The following is a 14,624-nucleotide window of genomic DNA, read 5'->3' as shown; positions in this document are numbered from 1 at the left end:
GCCTAGCTTTCGTAGAAGGGACTCATGGCATCCCAGAAATCGGGCTCGGAGCAACCGATGCAGGGATGACCCGCTTCAACGGGCCAGTTCGTCTGGTTGAACTTGATCTTGGGACAGTTGTTGTAGGTATCAGGTCCCTTGCAGCCCAGTTCGTAGAGGCACCAGCCCTTCTTGGCTTCTTCGGAACCGAAGGAAGGAGCGAACTCGCTGGCTTCGAAGTGCTTGAGGCGGGGGCAGTTTTCGTGAACGGTCTGTCCGAAGAACATGGTGGGCCGGTTCAGGCTGTCCAGTTCCGGCAGGGCATGCTTGGTCAGATAGTATACGATGGTGCCTACAAGGTTGTAAGGGTTGGGCGGACAACCGGATATGTTGATACCGTTCACGCCCAGGTGCTTCAGTGCATCGTTCACGCCCTTTGCATCGGTCGGGTTGGGAGCAGCTGCCTGCACGCCGCCGAAGGTGGCACAGGTGCCGTAGTTGATAACGGCCTTTGCCTTGGGCAGGATCTCACTGTTGATTTCCAGCATGGTACGGCCGGCAACCTTGCCGTAAATGCCGTTGTCCTTGGTGGGCAGAGCGCCTTCCGTTACGGCGATGAAGCCGTTGGGGCTGTTCACTGCATGGTGCAGGGCTTCTTCAGCAGCTTCGCCGGCTGCCGCCATGATGGTTTCATGGTAGTCGAGAGAGATGGTGTCCAGAATGAGTTCGTCGATGAAGGGCTGGAATGCCCGCAGAACCGATTCGGAACAGCCTGTGCACTCGGCATTATGCAGATACACCACGGAAGGGCGACCGGGAGCGGTCATGGCTCTGGCAATCTCACTGCCGAAAGCCGGTCCCATACCCATGGCAACAGCGAGGGCAGAGCAGAATTTCAGGAAGTCACGGCGGGATACGCCGTTACGTTCCAGACGCTCTTCCACGCCTTCTTTGCCGAGACCCACGGAAAACTTCATAGGAACCTCCTTGAATAAAACAGGGTCTGCATTCCCCGGTGCATCCCTAACACCGGAGCTGTGCCCGGACGGAAAGTCCGGAGGGTGCGTTACCTTCTGCCAGGATAGGTATGCGCAAGTCTCCCGTTTCTAACAGCAACGCAAAACGAGAGTCGGAGGAACCATACACCAAAAATATCAGAAAGATAAAGTGGTGGATAACAAAAAAAGTAAGCAGCGATATAATTTCGCAATGTAAGATGGGATATTTGATCGAGATATGTAATGGAATAGGGGGTATTTTCAATTTTGTATTGGATGAAATTGAATGCATAACCAATTCGAGATGTGAAAACTCTCCCAGTTTGGTAGGCAATACACGATGTATAGAAGGGGATGGGCTGTGTGCGCGGCCGAGTGTTGAGAGGTAACGCTTCGCAGGTAGAGGGAGGGGGATGTTGCGCACTTGCATAGTCTTTGTGCCTTGCACATATTTATGCAACTTACGGGATAGTGATTGTGTGTCTGACCAACCTGTAGAAAGGTTGCAGAAAAAAAAGGATGAATTTTTTCTTTGCTGCGTATGCAGATACAGCAAAGCCCCGCTTCTGAGCGGGGCTTTGCCGTTTTCTATGCCTGACGCATTTCCTGAACTATGCGTTCGATTTCCTTTCTTGAAAGTGCAAGAAATTCATCAAACCGTGCCTGACAGGCATCAGACAGACCTATGTTCCAAGTTGTGATGTCTTTTGGCTGCATACCGATGATCTCCATGCGGGGTCTGCTGCCGCATTTGAGCTCACACATCTTCAGGGAATCGAGCATGTCTATGTCGTGAATGGAAACACGCTGTTTTTCATTAGACACAAGGTCGTCCTCGGTCAGTTGATACAGAGTGCCGGGTTCGTGTCCGGCGTGAATCACATCCAGAACGAGCAACCTGTCATATCCTTCAAAAAGGTAGAAAATGTCCTGCGTGAAAGTGCCGCCTTCTATGATGGTCACTTCTTCAGGCCACGTTTCTTTCTGCAGAGCCTCTGCGGCAAAAACGCCGACGCCGTCGTCGGTAAGCAGGCTGTTGCCGATTCCCAATACAAGTAATTTTCCCATGGTGCATCCTGTCGGTTGGCAATAGATATCGGAACAAAATGGACAATACCCTGACGGAGCGGTCTGCCGCAAGCCGCTTGATGCGCAGGGAGCACAATGCAGTGCAAGGCTCTCCGGCTGTTGCATCAGGGACGTCCCGGCCAGTCCGGAGGGATTGCTCCCTCCGGCTGGCAGAAGGTACGCACCGCTTGTTAGCAGGTGGTTCCAGTAAAAAGAGGGCCGGTGCAAACCGGCCCTCTCGACTTGGCGGAATCTATGCCGAGTTACTTGCACTCAACAACGGAAACCTTGCCGGACTCAGCGTGCATCACGTGCACGGCACAGCCCAGTCACGGGTCAAAGGCGCGAATGAGTCGCGCCACGTTCACGGGGTTTTCAATGTCCGGAACGGGAATACCGATGAGGGCTTCTTCGACAGGACCGCGCTGACCCTTGTCATCGCGGGGGTTGCAGTTTCACAGGGTAGCGGAAACAACCTGGTAGTTGTCGATTTTGCCGTCTTCGATCTTCAGGAAGTGCAGCAGAGAGCCGCGGGGCGCTTCGGTGAAACCGGTGCCTTCGCCGGAAGCCGGAATTTCGGGCTTCACATAGGTTTCTTCACCGGGCTTAACTTCCTTGAGCCACTGATCAATGAAGCTCAGCATGTACCAGGTTTCTTCTGCGCGGGCCACGTGGCGTCCCATGAGGGAGAAGGCAGCGTCTTCGCCCAGATCGCGGAAGTTCTTGGCATTGAGGCCGAAGTGTTCCTTGAGAGCCTTCTGTCCGATGGGGGACAGGGGCGGATTCTCAACCCACATACGGGCGAGCGGACCCACTTCGCAGGCAACGCCGTCGTAACGGGGAGCCTTAACGAAGGAGTAAGCGCCTTCCTTGTGGGGGGTAGGCTTGGTCTGGCCCTTGGTGTAGTGCAGACCGGTGGTGCTGTCGTCGAACCACGAGTACTTCACATCTTCGTGAATCTTGGAAGGATCAAGTGCATGGTCCTTGCCGCCGTAGTACACGCCGGACTTCATCATGAACTTGGTCATTTCGTCGTTCAGCGGGAACACGCCGTAGGCGATGCAGGCGCGATGGCCCTGACCGACTGCGAAGAGGTCCTTGTACTGGGAACCGACGGTGTACACGACAGGCAGGTACTTGTTGACAACGAATTCCTTAACCTTGTCGAAACGCGCAGCGTATTCGATCAGGCGATCCTTGGTAGGAATTTCGGAAGCGCCACCGGCAACGAGGCCCTGAGCATGAGGCATTTTGCCGCCGAACATGGCTACCATTTCATGGCAGATCTGGCGGACATCAAGGGCTTCAACGTACTGGTCAACAGCAGCGGCGTTAACAGCGGCAAGGCCCTTGTTGCGGTCGGTAAGCAGGTCAGAGTTCTTGTAGCGCGGTACAAAGGGAGCGCTGTCGGGACCCTGAACAAAGTCCTGGGCGGCCAGGTGGTAGAAATGCAGAATATGAGACTGCAGGTAGTTGGCGCCGAGGATCAGGTTACGGGTGATGCGGCCGTTGGTGGTAATCTTGGTACCCATGGCGGCATCCTGAGCCATAACGGAAGCGGTGGCGTGAGCGGTGGGGCACACGCCGCAGATACGCTGAACGATCTGAGAAGAGTCGCGGGGATCGCGACCACGGAGAATGGTTTCAAAACCGCGGTACATGCCGCCGGAAAGCTTGGCATCCACGACCTTGCCACCCTCAACTGTCACTTCAGCCTTGAGGTGACCTTCGATTCGGGTAACCGGATCGATGGCGATGTGTGCGGTCTTGCCGTGGCCGGCTGCACCCTTGCGTGCACAAGAAGACATATTATTCCTCCTTCAAACGATGAAAGACGTCAAGGTCAGCTTACATGGGCTCGTAGAACGGCGACTGTCCATCGGGGAAGTCGGGTTCTACGCAACCGATACAAACAGCGTTCTGAACGCACCAGTTGATGCCGTTGTTCCACTTGCGTTTGAAGCAGTCTGCCATTGCATTGGGGCCCTTGCAGCCCACGCTCATACGGCAGCCGTCCTTCTGGCTGAGGGTTTCACACATCTTGTCCGCCTCGAAATCGGGGAGGTAGGGACAGTTGTCGTGAATGTTTTGGCCAAAGAAGGGAGTGGGACGGCCCTGATCATCCAGCAGCTTGACGACTTCGCCCAGACCGGCAGCAAGACCGTGGGTCTTGATGGCTTCAAGGGCGACAACCACGGTACCCACAATCCAGTCAGGATGGGGGGGGCAACCGGGAATGTTCACTACGGGAGTGGAGATGCCTTCCTGTTCAAAGAAAGCCTTGACGGACATGGCGCCGGTTTCGCTGCCTTCAGCAGCGGGAATGCCGCCGTAAGCAGCACAGGTACCGAGTGCGAGCACTGCGGCAGCCTTGGGGGCCAGTTCCTTCATTGCGTCAACCATGGTGATTTCCTTGTGATTGGCTTCACCGATAACGCAATACTTTCCATCTTCGGCAACAGGGATGGAGCCTTCCACAGCGAGGAAGAAGCCACCTTTGTACTCATCAGCAATCTTGAACATGTGTTCCATGGCGGGTTCGCCTTCCCAAGCCATAACGGTGGGGTGGAACTCAAGGCTGATAACATCAAGCAAAACCTGCTTGATGTGAGGGTTTACGGCGTTCAGCAACGATACTGAACAGCCGGTGCAGCCAGAACCCTGCACCCACAGAACGGGCGGGCGGCTGCCGTTCAGGGTGCCGGAAATGGCTTCACAGACACTGGGGTGGAACATCTGGGAAATCCCCATGCCAGCCACCGTGCCTGTGCACAATTTAACAAAGTCACGCCTGCTGAGACTCATCCCTGCCTCCTTACTTTTTGGCGTTTTAGAAAACCCCTAGCTATATAACACCCTATAGCTTTGTAGTAACCGCATAGATAGTTACAATCCATATTCGTGTTGTGTCAATGGATTGCCAATGTTTTGGGGTTATTTCGATAGATATTATTGATCGTTAGGGTAAGGTGGTGGTGTTTGAGTGTTCAACATTGAATGCAGTGATTATGTAGTGATGAGGTAGGAAGTCTGATGTGGCAAAGATGCGAGAGTCTGCTGGTGCAGGCAATGCGGTCAGAATGTCTTGTTTGAGTGTACAAGCAACGGTGGTGGACATATTTGCAGAGAAATGGCCGAACGTTGTGTCGGTACGGGAAAAATCGTGAAATGTAGGATAAAGCAAGCCGAACGTGATGTCTGTCATCCAAAAATAAACAGCCTGTGTCCAGAAGGACACAGGCTGTTTGTTCGTGATGCTGTAAGGGGAGTGCTACTTGGCCATGGCGCCAAAGAAGTCGGCGTTGCCTTTGGTTCCCCGCATCTTGCCCAGCAGGAATTCCATGCTGTCGATGGAGGACATGGGGGAAAGGATCTTGCGCAGAATCCAGACCTTGTTGAGTACCTCTTCGTCGAGGAGAAGGTCTTCCTTGCGGGTGCCGGTACGATTGATGTCGATGGCGGGGAAGACGCGCTTTTCCGCGAGGTGGCGGTCAAGGTAGATATCGAGGTTGCCGGTACCCTTGAACTCTTCGAAGATGACTTCGTCCATGCGGGAGCCGGTATCGATGAGGGCGGTGGCGATGATGGTAAGGCTGCCTCCCTCTTCCAGATTACGGGCTGCACCGAAGAAACGTTTGGGACGCTGCAGGGCGTTCGCATCCAGACCGCCGGAAAGCACCCGGCCCGATGAGGGGGTGACGGCGTTGTATGCACGGCCAAGGCGGGTGATGGAGTCGAGCAGAATGACAACGTCTCTGCCGCGTTCCACAAGCCGCTTAGCCTTTTCCTGCACCATTTCAGCGACCTGGACGTGACGCTGCGGAGGCTCGTCGAACGTGGAGCTTACGACTTCCGCATTCTTTACGGTGCGCTCCATGTCCGTCACTTCTTCAGGACGTTCGTCTATGAGAAGAATGATGAGGTATACATCGGGATTATTGGCATTGATTGAGTTGGCAAGCGACTGAAGAAGCATGGTCTTGCCGGTACGGGGAGGTGCTACTATCAGACCACGCTGTCCGCAGCCGATGGGAGCCATGAGGTCGATTACGCGGCCGGAGTAGTTTTCCTGCCCGTTTTCCATCTTGAGCTGACGATGTGGGTAGATGGGGGTCAGGTTGTCGAAGAGAACGAGGTTCTTGGAACGTTCCGGCGGCTCAAAACCAATTTCAGTTACCCTGAGCAGTGCGAAGTAGCGTTCGCCTTCTTTCGGGGGGCGTATCTGGCCATAAACCACATCCCCTTTGCGCAGGCCGAAGCGGCGAATCTGCGAAGGTGAGACGTAAATATCGTCAGGCCCCGGCATGTAGCTATACATCGGAGAGCGAAGGAATCCGAAGCCGTCGGGCAGAATTTCCAGAACTCCATCTCCGAATATGGCGCCGTTCTGCGCTGCGCATCGCTGCAGCAGGGCGAAGATCAATTCCTGCTTGCGGAGGTTGCTCGGGTTTTCGATCTGGTATTGATCGGCGAGCTCCATCAGCTCTGCAGCAGTCTTGAGCTTGAGTTCGGAAAGGTGGAGTCCGCTGTCGCCGCTACAGTCCGCCGGAGCGGCTGATTCCGTGTCGAAGTCGTCGTTTTCGACTTTGCGGTTCGGACGGGAGACGGGCTTGGACTGCTTGTTGTCGCCCTTGGATAGTGGGGATTGCTTGCGTTTCTTCTGAGGAGGCTTGGACTGGCTGCGCGTGCGCGGAGCCGACTCCTGCTTGCTCTCATCAACGTCTTTCTTTGTGGCCATAAGGACTCAGATGCGTTGTAGGGTGATGGTGTGAGACTGTAGGGCACATGAACAACGTGGTTCACATGCCGTGATAGATATATGCTGTCCGCGGAAGTACTGTCAGATGCTCCCAACGGGGCATGGCAGGAAGACTTCAAAATATATGCGAGTGAATGGTGCTGTGAGGCGGTAATGCCATGCACCACAAGTGCGTTGGGGAAAACCTAGCGTATTACAGTGCAGAACGCAACTGGCAGGCTAACTTTTTTCCTGGGTGGCAAGGACATCGGCAAACATTTCTTCTATTTCCGTTTGCACTTCCTGCTGCTTCTTACCGAGCGCATGCGCCAGTTCAAGCGTGATAAGGCCCATGGCCTGTTCAAGAAGGCGGCGTTCACCGAAGGAAAGTTCCTTGTCCTTGCCGATCAGCAAAAGCTCTTTGAGAACATAGGCAACGTCGCCCAGTTCGCCGCTTTTGAGTTTTTCGGAATATTCACGGTAGCGTCGGTTCCAGTTCTGGCCGGTGTAGCCGGTAAAACCGGAACGGTCGGCGAGGCTTTCGAAAATACCGTTGCCTTGTTCGGCGGTACACACAGCTCGGAGACCGACATTAACGGCGTTCCTGACCGGTACCATAAGGGTGACATTGTTGCTCAATATGCGGACAATGTAGAATTCAGCCTCGGCGCCCCCTATTGTCTGGCGTTCGATGCGTTCCACTTTGCCTACACCTTGTGCAGGGTACACCACCAATTGATCCGGTGTGAACAACGTCCCTCTCCTTGCAGTATGTCAATAATCTTAGCGCGAAAAAGTACAGTAGCTTATTCCGATAAGGTAGTCCATGCCAATTTAGCGGACTATTTGGGGCAGGCGTCAAAAGCGTTCACAACCTGCACGGCTTCCGCAGCACCTTTCTCAATGAAAGCGAGCATGCCCTTGAGTGAGCCGTCAAGAATCTGCTCGACAGTTCGCACTTCTTCGCCTGCAAAACGGCTCAGCACATAGCTTGAGGTGTTTGCATGATCAGGCTTGCCTATGCCGAGGCGCAGGCGGTGAAAATCGCGGGTGCCGAGATGCTGGGCAATGGACTTGAGCCCGTTGTGCCCGGCAAGACCGCCGCCGGTTTTGAAGCGCATGCGGCCAAGGGGCAGGTCCAGTTCGTCATGGACGACGAGCACCTGTTCCGGATCAAGGTTGTAAAAGCCGCAGATGTGGGCAACAGCTTCGCCGGAAAGGTTCATGTAGGTCTGGGGCTTGGCAACCAGCCATGTGGAACGCAGCCCGCCGGGCATGCACTTCCAGAGCAGATATTTTTTCTTGCCGGTAGAGAGGGGAGAGACGGCGTCGGAATTAAACCGGCGAGCGTCGTCCATGAGATGATCTACGGCCATGAAGCCGAGATTGTGACGGGTGTTTTCGTATTCCTTGCCCGGATTTCCGAGCCCGACGATAAGACCTGCGGCCTGCATGGAGTGAACTCCTCTCTGTGGCAGAATGTTGGCGGCTGAAAAAAGAAAACGGCCCCATACCGTTTAGTATGGGGCCGGAACGAAACGGGATAATTACTTTTTCTTCTTCTTGCCGGCTTCTTCGGCAACATCTTCGGTCGTAGCTGCACGGCCGGGAACGACGCGGAGAATGACGAAGTCATTTTCGTACACTACGCGCACGCCTTCGGGAAGCTGCAGGGCAGAAGCGTATACGGAGCTGTCGATCTGCATTTCGGTAACGTCAACGGTGATCAAGGAAGGCAGCAGTTCAGGCTTGCCGACGATGCTCACGGTGTCGCGGTAATGCTCAAGACGGCCACCGGCCTTAACGCCCTTGGAGGCGCCGGTGAGCTTTACTTCAACCTTGACGGAAACTTCCTTTTCAAGGTCCACACCGTAGAAGTCGATGTGCTGAACGCGGTTCTTGAAGGGGTGCATTTCAACCTTCCACAGCATGCAGGGCTTGGTTTCGCCTTCGATGTCGAGGTTGAAAACAGTGGTCTTGCCAACGGTCTTGTACAGCTTGGCAAAGGGGAGAGTTTCGGTCGTAACGGGGATATTTTCACCGGTGGTGCTGTAGAAGATACCGGGGATCAGACCCTGCTCGCGCAGGCGGCGGTTTGCGCCCTTGCCCAGACCTTCACGCTTCGTTACGGGAAAATTGATTCTTTCGGCCATTGTTTACTCCTTTAGGGTTCCACCACGAGGTGTTTCACTCGCTGCAGATGAAAAAAACTAGACGAACAGTACGCTAACGGAAGATTCCGTATGGATGTTGTGTATCGAGCGGGCCAGCAGGCCGGCAATGGAAAGCACCTTGAGCTTTTCGCAGTTTTCCAGCTTGTCGCCAAGCGGAACGGTGTCGGTTACGAGCACCTTGGAGAATGCGGAATTGTTAAGGCGTTCGATGGCGGGGCCGGAAAGTACGGGGTGCGTTGCACAGGCCATTACTTCCTTGGCGCCGTTTTCCATGAGCACGTTAGCTGCTGCAACCATGGTGCCCGCCGTGTCGATCATATCGTCAACAACGACAGCAACTTTGCCCTTCACGTCACCTATGACGTGCATGGCCTGAGCCTGGTTGGGTTTGTCGCGGCGTTTGTCGATGATGGCAAGACCGGCATTCAGGCGCTTTGCAAAGGCACGGGCGCGTTCCACACCACCGGCATCGGGAGAAACCATTACGACGTCATCTTTGATGTCGCGCAGGTATTCGAGAATGACCGGGGCGGCGTAGAGGTTGTCCACCGGAGTGTTGAAAAAGCCCTGAATCTGTCCGGCATGCAGGTCCACGGTAACCAGGCGGTTCATGCCCGCCATGGTGAGGAAGTCTGCCACAACCTTGGCACTGATGGGAGCGCGAGGTACAACCTTGCGGTCCTGTCGTGCATAACCGTAGTAGGGAACAACTGCGGTAACGCGGCCTACGCTTGCACGCTTGAGAGCGTCGAGCATGAGGCAGAGCTGCATGAGGTTGTAGTTTACGGGTGCGCAGGTGGACTGAACGACAAAAACGTCGTCGCCACGTACATTTGCACCGATTTCAATGCGGATTTCCCCGTCGCTGAATGTTTCGCAGACAGCGGGGGTAAGCTGGCAACCGAGGTGGTTGCAGATGGCTTTTGCGAGTTCCGGATTGGAAGAGCCAGTGAGTATCTTCAAGTCGCCGTGCATGGTATCAAGTCCGGGCTTGAGGTCAATAACTCACCTGTAAATAAGCTGAATGGCTGGGGCGGAAGGACTCGAACCCTCGAATGACGGGACCAAAACCCGTTGCCTTACCGACTTGGCGACACCCCAAGACTTACAGGTGGTGGATGAAGGTCCTAACTCCCTCACGCGCGAGGGAATCTGACGCTTGCATTGCCTTTTCCATCTCTCTGTACAAGGCGAAGAGGCTTGCGCCGCTTCCACTCATCACAACCGCGGCGGCGCCATGTCTGATGAGTGATCCCTTGTACGCCCGCAGCTTCGGAAAGGCCGCAAATACCACCGATTCAAAGCTGTTAAAAAGCCACAAGGCACGAGAGGAGGGTCTTGTATACATATGCGCTGGCAATGTCAACTGATCCGGGGCATTTTTGCCCACTTTGGCAGAGCGGGTTTCGTCCCATGCCTTGAACGCCCACGGGGTGGAAACATGCTCGGGCGGGCAGGCCAGCAGAAGAATGAAGCCGGAAAGGTCTACATTGTCCGGAACAAGTTTTTCACCAATTCCTGTCGCGCGGGCTGGAACATTATTCAGAAAGAAAGGCACATCCGCGCCTATGCGCGCGGCAAGGGCGTTCAATGCATCGGCATCAAGTGCCGCCTTGCCCGCAGCGGTATTGAGATAGTTCAGAAAGACAGCCGCATCGGCGCTGCCGCCGCCAAGTCCTGCCCCGTCCGGCACGCCTTTGGTCAGGGTCAGGCGCAGATCCGGCTGATAACCGGTTGCCTCGCCGAACATGCGCCACGCCTTGTGCAGGGTGTTGCGCTCGGTGCACAGGTCGGCGCGTTCGCAGAGCAGGGTGAGTCCGCTGTCCGGAGTTCCGGCTTCCAGATCCAGCGTGTCCGATGGCTCGGGCAGGGGATAGAACAGGGTGTCCAGTTCGTGGTAGCCGTCTTCCCTGACGCCGGTAATGTGCAGATACAGGTTGATCTTGCAGCCGGCCTTCAGGCGCAGCGGCAGGGAAGTGTCAGGCCGGTCACTGCGACGCCCGCTATGATGCTCGTTGCAGCGCTCGCTATCGGACCGGGAATCAGCGGGAAGACTCGTGGTCATGTCAGCGGGTAATGGTTTCTACGGTGAGATTGTTGTTGGTGAACACGCAGATCTCTCCGGCAATTTCCATGGCCCTTCTGCAGATGTCTTCTGACGGAAGTTCCGTGTTGCGGGAAAGGGCGCGGGCTGCAGCAAGTGCGTAGGCGCCGCCGCTGCCGATGGCGGCCAGTCCGTCGTCCGGCTCAATGACGTCGCCGGTGCCGCTGATGATGAGAATGTGATCGGCATCAGCCACAAGAAGCATGGCCTCCAGACGGCGCAGATACTTGTCTTTGCGCCAGTCCTTGGCCATTTCCACGCTTGCGCGGACAAGATTGCCGCGAAACTCTTCGAGCTTGGCTTCAAACCGTTCGAACAGGGTGAAGGCATCTGCGGTTGCACCGGCAAAGCCGGCGATGATCCGGTCGCGGTATATGCGCCGCACCTTGCGGGCCGTATGCTTCATGACGATGCTCTGGCCGAGGGTGACCTGTCCGTCACCGGCTATGGCAACGCCGTTGGCGTCCTTGACCGCAAGTATGGTGGTTCCTCTCAACTGCATTCTATACTCCTGAGCTGTGCGTGTATGATTCGGGCTTTGCGGAGGATCGGGGGGGCATGGCTGCAATGATCACGGCGGCCCTGTTCGGACCGCCGTGTTTTCGTTCTGCCGCTGTGTCGCCGCGGGCCGGTCGATTATTTGTCCCAGAATTCCGCCCGTTCCTGATACTTGGCCTCGAAACGTTCCAGCTCCTGTTTTTCTTCGGGAGTCTTGGCGTTGGTATTCGCCAGGCCGAAGTTGTAATCAGTTTTCTTTTTGTCGTTCTTGTAGAGGGCGCTGTAGGCAAGGTGCAGATATCCCTTGAAAAGGTACCTGTTTTCTCCAAGCATTCTGCCATAATAGTAGTGGATTTCGGAATCCTCCGGCAGATGCAGGAGCAGCTCTTCAAAATATCGGGATGCTCCCTTGATATCTCCCTTGTCTCCGAGCAGGCGCGCATAGAAGAAGAAGGCCATGTAATCGCGCGGATTAAGCAGAATGGCTTTCTGCAGCAGGGTTGCAGCCCTGTCCAGATCGCCCTTCATGTAATGGAAGCTGCCTGCCTCGCGGTTGACGAGAAAATCGTTCGGGCTGCACGCGAGGGCCAGATCGAAATTGTCTGCAGCATCAGTAATCCGGTTGAGACGGGCAAGCGCTATGGCTCGGCCCATCTGGCTCATGCAGTCATCCGGCGCACTCCTGTCAAAATGGCGGAGCGCAATCTTGGGATCTGTATAACGGGCCCGGATAAGGGTTTTGATTCTGTTGAAGCGTTTATTGTCCTCGGGACGTTTGAGCATATCCGGCGGCAGCATTCTGATACGGTCGCCAAGTGATATGATGCGTTCGTCCACGTCGGGGTGGGTGCTGAGATAGGCAGGCATGGTGGAACCGGACTGCCACTTTTTCTTGCGGATGGCCTCGAACCCGCCAACCATGCCCTGCGGTGCATATCCGGCACCGGTCAGATAGATCAGCCCCATCTGGTCCGCTTCTCGTTCATCCTGCCGGCTGTAGTTGAGCATGGCGCTCTGGGCGGCAGCCAGCGAGCCGACAGCCAGACCGGGGCCGGTACTCCCGCCGCCTATGAACATGCCCGCAAGTGCTCCGGCAAGCCCCATCAGCTGGGTTTTTTTGGCCTTGGCTATGCGTCCGGTTATGTGCTGCTGGGTAATGTGGGCAAGTTCGTGGCCCATGATACCGGCCAGTTCAGACTCGTTTTCCAGTTCCAGCAACAGTCCGGTGTGCACGAAAAGATATCCGCCGGGAACGGCGAAGGCGTTCAGGGAATTGTCCAGAATGACATTGCCCTCGAACTTGTAGGGCTGCGGCTTCATGTCTGTCTGCAGGCGCTTGATGATGTCGTTGATATAGGAGACTACTTCGGGATCTTCTATGAGAGGCATGCGCGACTTGATGAGCACGCTGAACTTGCGGCCGAGTTCCAGTTCATCCTTCAGCGAGAAGTCTTTGAAGAGATCGGAAATGTCTGCACGGCTGGCCTGCAGGGGAGTGAGAATCACCATGGCCAGCACGAGGAGCTGGATAAGTGACCGCCGCCACCGGACGGATGCCCGGCGGCAGCGGGTGAAGGCATGAGCCCGGATTGTTTTCATGTGTTTCCTAGAGCACGTCCCACACGGCACCGGCGGGGGTGTCCCGCACGTCCACACCGAGATTGGTCAGCTCTTCGCGCAGGGAGTCTGACAAGGCAAAATCCTTGGCCTTTCTTGCTTCCTGACGCTGTACGATAAGAGCTTCCACTTTGGCGGGGTCTATGCCTTTGCGAGCCGCTCTGCACAGTTTGAGATCGTTGAGAAACGCTCCGGCTTCCAGCGCGAACAGTCCGAGAATGCCGGACCACTGGGCAAAGGCTTCCAGAGCCTGCTCGAACAGGGCGCGTGCCCCTTCCGACTTACGCAGGTTCTTGTCTTCCGTCACGCGGTTGATGAGACGTACTATGGTAAACACGTGCCCAAGGGCAGCCGCCGTGTTCATGTCGTCCGCCATGGCAGTGTGCCACGCGGCGAGGCTTTCGTTGAACTCGGTGGTGATGTCCGCAGGCAGGTCGGCCTTGCTCCATTTGGTGCGGGCCAGTTCTTCTGCCAGCTGCGCCTTGGTTTCGTATATGCGCTTCAGGTTCTTTTCCGCATCGTCCATGACTTCAAAGGTGAAGTCGATGGGGCTGCGGTAATGCTTGGTAAGCAGGAAGAAGCGCAGGGTTTCCGGCAGGTAGTTTTCCAGAATGTCGCGGATGGTCTTGAAGTTGTTCAGTGACTTGGACATCTTTTCAGAATCAACCTGCACGAAGCCGTTATGCACCCAGTAGCGGGCCATATGGTCGCCGGTGGCTGCCTCGGTCTGGGCTATTTCATTTTCATGGTGCGGGAAGATGAGGTCAAGCCCGCCGCCGTGGATATCCAGCGGCAGGGGCATGTGCTTTTCGCTCATGGCCGAGCATTCGATATGCCAGCCTGGACGGCCGTTGCCCCAGGGGCTTACCCAGTGCGGTTCGCCGGGCTTGGCGGACTTCCACAGGGCAAAGTCCAGCGGATCTTCCTTTTCTTCGCCCGGAGCGATGCGTGCGCCGGAGCGCATTTCATCCACGTCACGGCCGGAGAGCTTGCCGTATTCGGGGAAGGCGCGAACCCGGAAGTACACGTCACCTGAAGGGGTGGAATAGGCCTTGCCCTTGGCGATGAGGTCTTCGCACAGGGCGATCATTTCGCCGATGTGCTGGGTGCACTTGGGTTCAATGTCCGCGCGCAGCACGTTCAGCCTGTCCATGTCTTCGTGGAAGGTCCGGATGTACTTCTCGGCCACCTCGGTGCTGGAAATGCCTTCCTGATTGGCGCGGTTGATGATCTTGTCATCCACGTCCGTGAAGTTGCGGGCAAAGGTCACATCCATGCCTATGCTGCGCAGGTAGCGCACCAGCACGTCAAATACCACGGCAGAGCGGGCATGACCGATATGGCAGAGATCGTAGGCGGTAATGCCGCATACGTACATGTTGACCTTGCCGGGAACGGCGGGAACAAATTCTTCTTTCTTGCGGGTAAGCGTATTGTACAGTTGCATG

12 protein-coding genes, 1 tRNA gene and 1 pseudogene are annotated in these 14,624 nt (G+C 55.7%); all 14 read right to left on the bottom strand.

What is annotated here, in order from left to right; translation table 11 throughout:
• Positions 1–2: 2 nt before the first annotated feature.
• The 14 genes and pseudogenes from HUV30_RS12595 to cysS all read right to left on the bottom strand — a co-directional run bounded on the left by HUV30_RS12595 (position 3) and on the right by cysS (position 14,623).
• On the bottom strand, positions 3–956 hold the full coding sequence (locus tag HUV30_RS12595; RefSeq protein ID WP_174405786.1) for a hydrogenase small subunit: 954 nt from the start codon (positions 954–956) through the stop codon (positions 3–5).
• Between the two features lie 609 nt (positions 957–1,565).
• On the bottom strand, positions 1,566–2,045 hold the full coding sequence (gene hysD, locus HUV30_RS12590) for a NiFeSe hydrogenase maturation protease (protein WP_174405785.1): 480 nt from the start codon (positions 2,043–2,045) through the stop codon (positions 1,566–1,568).
• 329 nt (positions 2,046–2,374) lie between these two features.
• Positions 2,375–3,853, bottom strand: a pseudogene (gene hysA, locus HUV30_RS12585) (NiFeSe hydrogenase large subunit HysA).
• A 40-nt stretch (positions 3,854–3,893) separates the two neighbouring features.
• Positions 3,894–4,850 (bottom strand): NiFeSe hydrogenase small subunit, encoded by a 957-nt coding sequence (gene hysB, locus HUV30_RS12580; RefSeq protein WP_174405784.1) that lies wholly within the window; start codon positions 4,848–4,850, stop codon positions 3,894–3,896.
• A 466-nt stretch (positions 4,851–5,316) separates the two neighbouring features.
• Positions 5,317–6,783 (bottom strand): transcription termination factor Rho, encoded by a 1,467-nt coding sequence (rho, locus tag HUV30_RS12575; RefSeq protein ID WP_174405783.1) that lies wholly within the window; start codon positions 6,781–6,783, stop codon positions 5,317–5,319.
• Between the two features lie 240 nt (positions 6,784–7,023).
• Complete coding sequence (locus HUV30_RS12570) at positions 7,024–7,536, bottom strand: CarD family transcriptional regulator (RefSeq protein WP_174405782.1); 513 nt, start codon at positions 7,534–7,536, stop codon at positions 7,024–7,026.
• An 89-nt stretch (positions 7,537–7,625) separates the two neighbouring features.
• Positions 7,626–8,237 (bottom strand): aminoacyl-tRNA hydrolase, encoded by a 612-nt coding sequence (pth, locus tag HUV30_RS12565; protein WP_174405781.1) that lies wholly within the window; start codon positions 8,235–8,237, stop codon positions 7,626–7,628.
• 93 nt (positions 8,238–8,330) lie between these two features.
• Positions 8,331–8,936, bottom strand: a complete 606-nt coding sequence (locus tag HUV30_RS12560) for a 50S ribosomal protein L25 (protein WP_174405780.1) — start codon at positions 8,934–8,936, stop codon at positions 8,331–8,333.
• Between the two features lie 57 nt (positions 8,937–8,993).
• Complete coding sequence (locus HUV30_RS12555) at positions 8,994–9,932, bottom strand: ribose-phosphate diphosphokinase (protein WP_174405779.1); 939 nt, start codon at positions 9,930–9,932, stop codon at positions 8,994–8,996.
• 50 nt (positions 9,933–9,982) lie between these two features.
• A tRNA-Gln gene (locus tag HUV30_RS12550) sits at positions 9,983–10,058 on the bottom strand.
• A gap of 4 nt (positions 10,059–10,062) precedes the next feature.
• On the bottom strand, positions 10,063–11,022 hold the full coding sequence (gene ispE, locus HUV30_RS12545) for a 4-(cytidine 5'-diphospho)-2-C-methyl-D-erythritol kinase (RefSeq protein WP_174405778.1): 960 nt from the start codon (positions 11,020–11,022) through the stop codon (positions 10,063–10,065).
• Position 11,023: 1 nt separating this feature from the next.
• Positions 11,024–11,563: an ATP-dependent protease subunit HslV gene (hslV, locus tag HUV30_RS12540; protein ID WP_174405777.1), complete on the bottom strand. Its 540-nt coding sequence runs from the start codon at positions 11,561–11,563 to the stop codon at positions 11,024–11,026.
• A 134-nt stretch (positions 11,564–11,697) separates the two neighbouring features.
• Positions 11,698–13,158: a beta-barrel assembly-enhancing protease gene (locus HUV30_RS12535; protein WP_174405776.1), complete on the bottom strand. Its 1,461-nt coding sequence runs from the start codon at positions 13,156–13,158 to the stop codon at positions 11,698–11,700.
• Positions 13,159–13,165: 7 nt separating this feature from the next.
• Entirely contained in the window at positions 13,166–14,623 is a 1,458-nt protein-coding gene (cysS, locus tag HUV30_RS12530; RefSeq protein ID WP_174405775.1) for a cysteine--tRNA ligase, read from the bottom strand.
• Position 14,624 lies beyond the last annotated feature (1 nt).

The organism is Desulfovibrio subterraneus, assembly GCF_013340285.1.
Classification (GTDB): Bacteria; Desulfobacterota; Desulfovibrionia; order Desulfovibrionales; family Desulfovibrionaceae; genus Halodesulfovibrio; species Halodesulfovibrio subterraneus.
This window is presented reverse-complemented; position numbering and strand designations above follow the sequence as displayed.

What these genes read in the sequence shown, in the direction of transcription:
- HUV30_RS12595 (WP_174405786.1), bottom strand. Translation starts at nt 956, where the DNA reads ATGAAGTTTTCCGTGGGTCTCGGCAAAGAAGGCGTGGAAGAGCGTCTG.
- hysD (WP_174405785.1), bottom strand. Translation starts at nt 2,045, where the DNA reads ATGGGAAAATTACTTGTATTGGGAATCGGCAACAGCCTGCTTACCGAC.
- hysB (WP_174405784.1), bottom strand. Translation starts at nt 4,850, where the DNA reads ATGAGTCTCAGCAGGCGTGACTTTGTTAAATTGTGCACAGGCACGGTG.
- rho (WP_174405783.1), bottom strand. Translation starts at nt 6,783, where the DNA reads ATGGCCACAAAGAAAGACGTTGATGAGAGCAAGCAGGAGTCGGCTCCG.
- pth (WP_174405781.1), bottom strand. Translation starts at nt 8,237, where the DNA reads ATGCAGGCCGCAGGTCTTATCGTCGGGCTCGGAAATCCGGGCAAGGAA.
- HUV30_RS12560 (WP_174405780.1), bottom strand. Translation starts at nt 8,936, where the DNA reads ATGGCCGAAAGAATCAATTTTCCCGTAACGAAGCGTGAAGGTCTGGGC.
- HUV30_RS12555 (WP_174405779.1), bottom strand. Translation starts at nt 9,932, where the DNA reads ATGCACGGCGACTTGAAGATACTCACTGGCTCTTCCAATCCGGAACTC.
- ispE (WP_174405778.1), bottom strand. Translation starts at nt 11,022, where the DNA reads ATGACCACGAGTCTTCCCGCTGATTCCCGGTCCGATAGCGAGCGCTGC.
- hslV (WP_174405777.1), bottom strand. Translation starts at nt 11,563, where the DNA reads ATGCAGTTGAGAGGAACCACCATACTTGCGGTCAAGGACGCCAACGGC.
- HUV30_RS12535 (WP_174405776.1), bottom strand. Translation starts at nt 13,158, where the DNA reads ATGAAAACAATCCGGGCTCATGCCTTCACCCGCTGCCGCCGGGCATCC.
- cysS (WP_174405775.1), bottom strand. Translation starts at nt 14,623, where the DNA reads ATGCAACTGTACAATACGCTTACCCGCAAGAAAGAAGAATTTGTTCCC.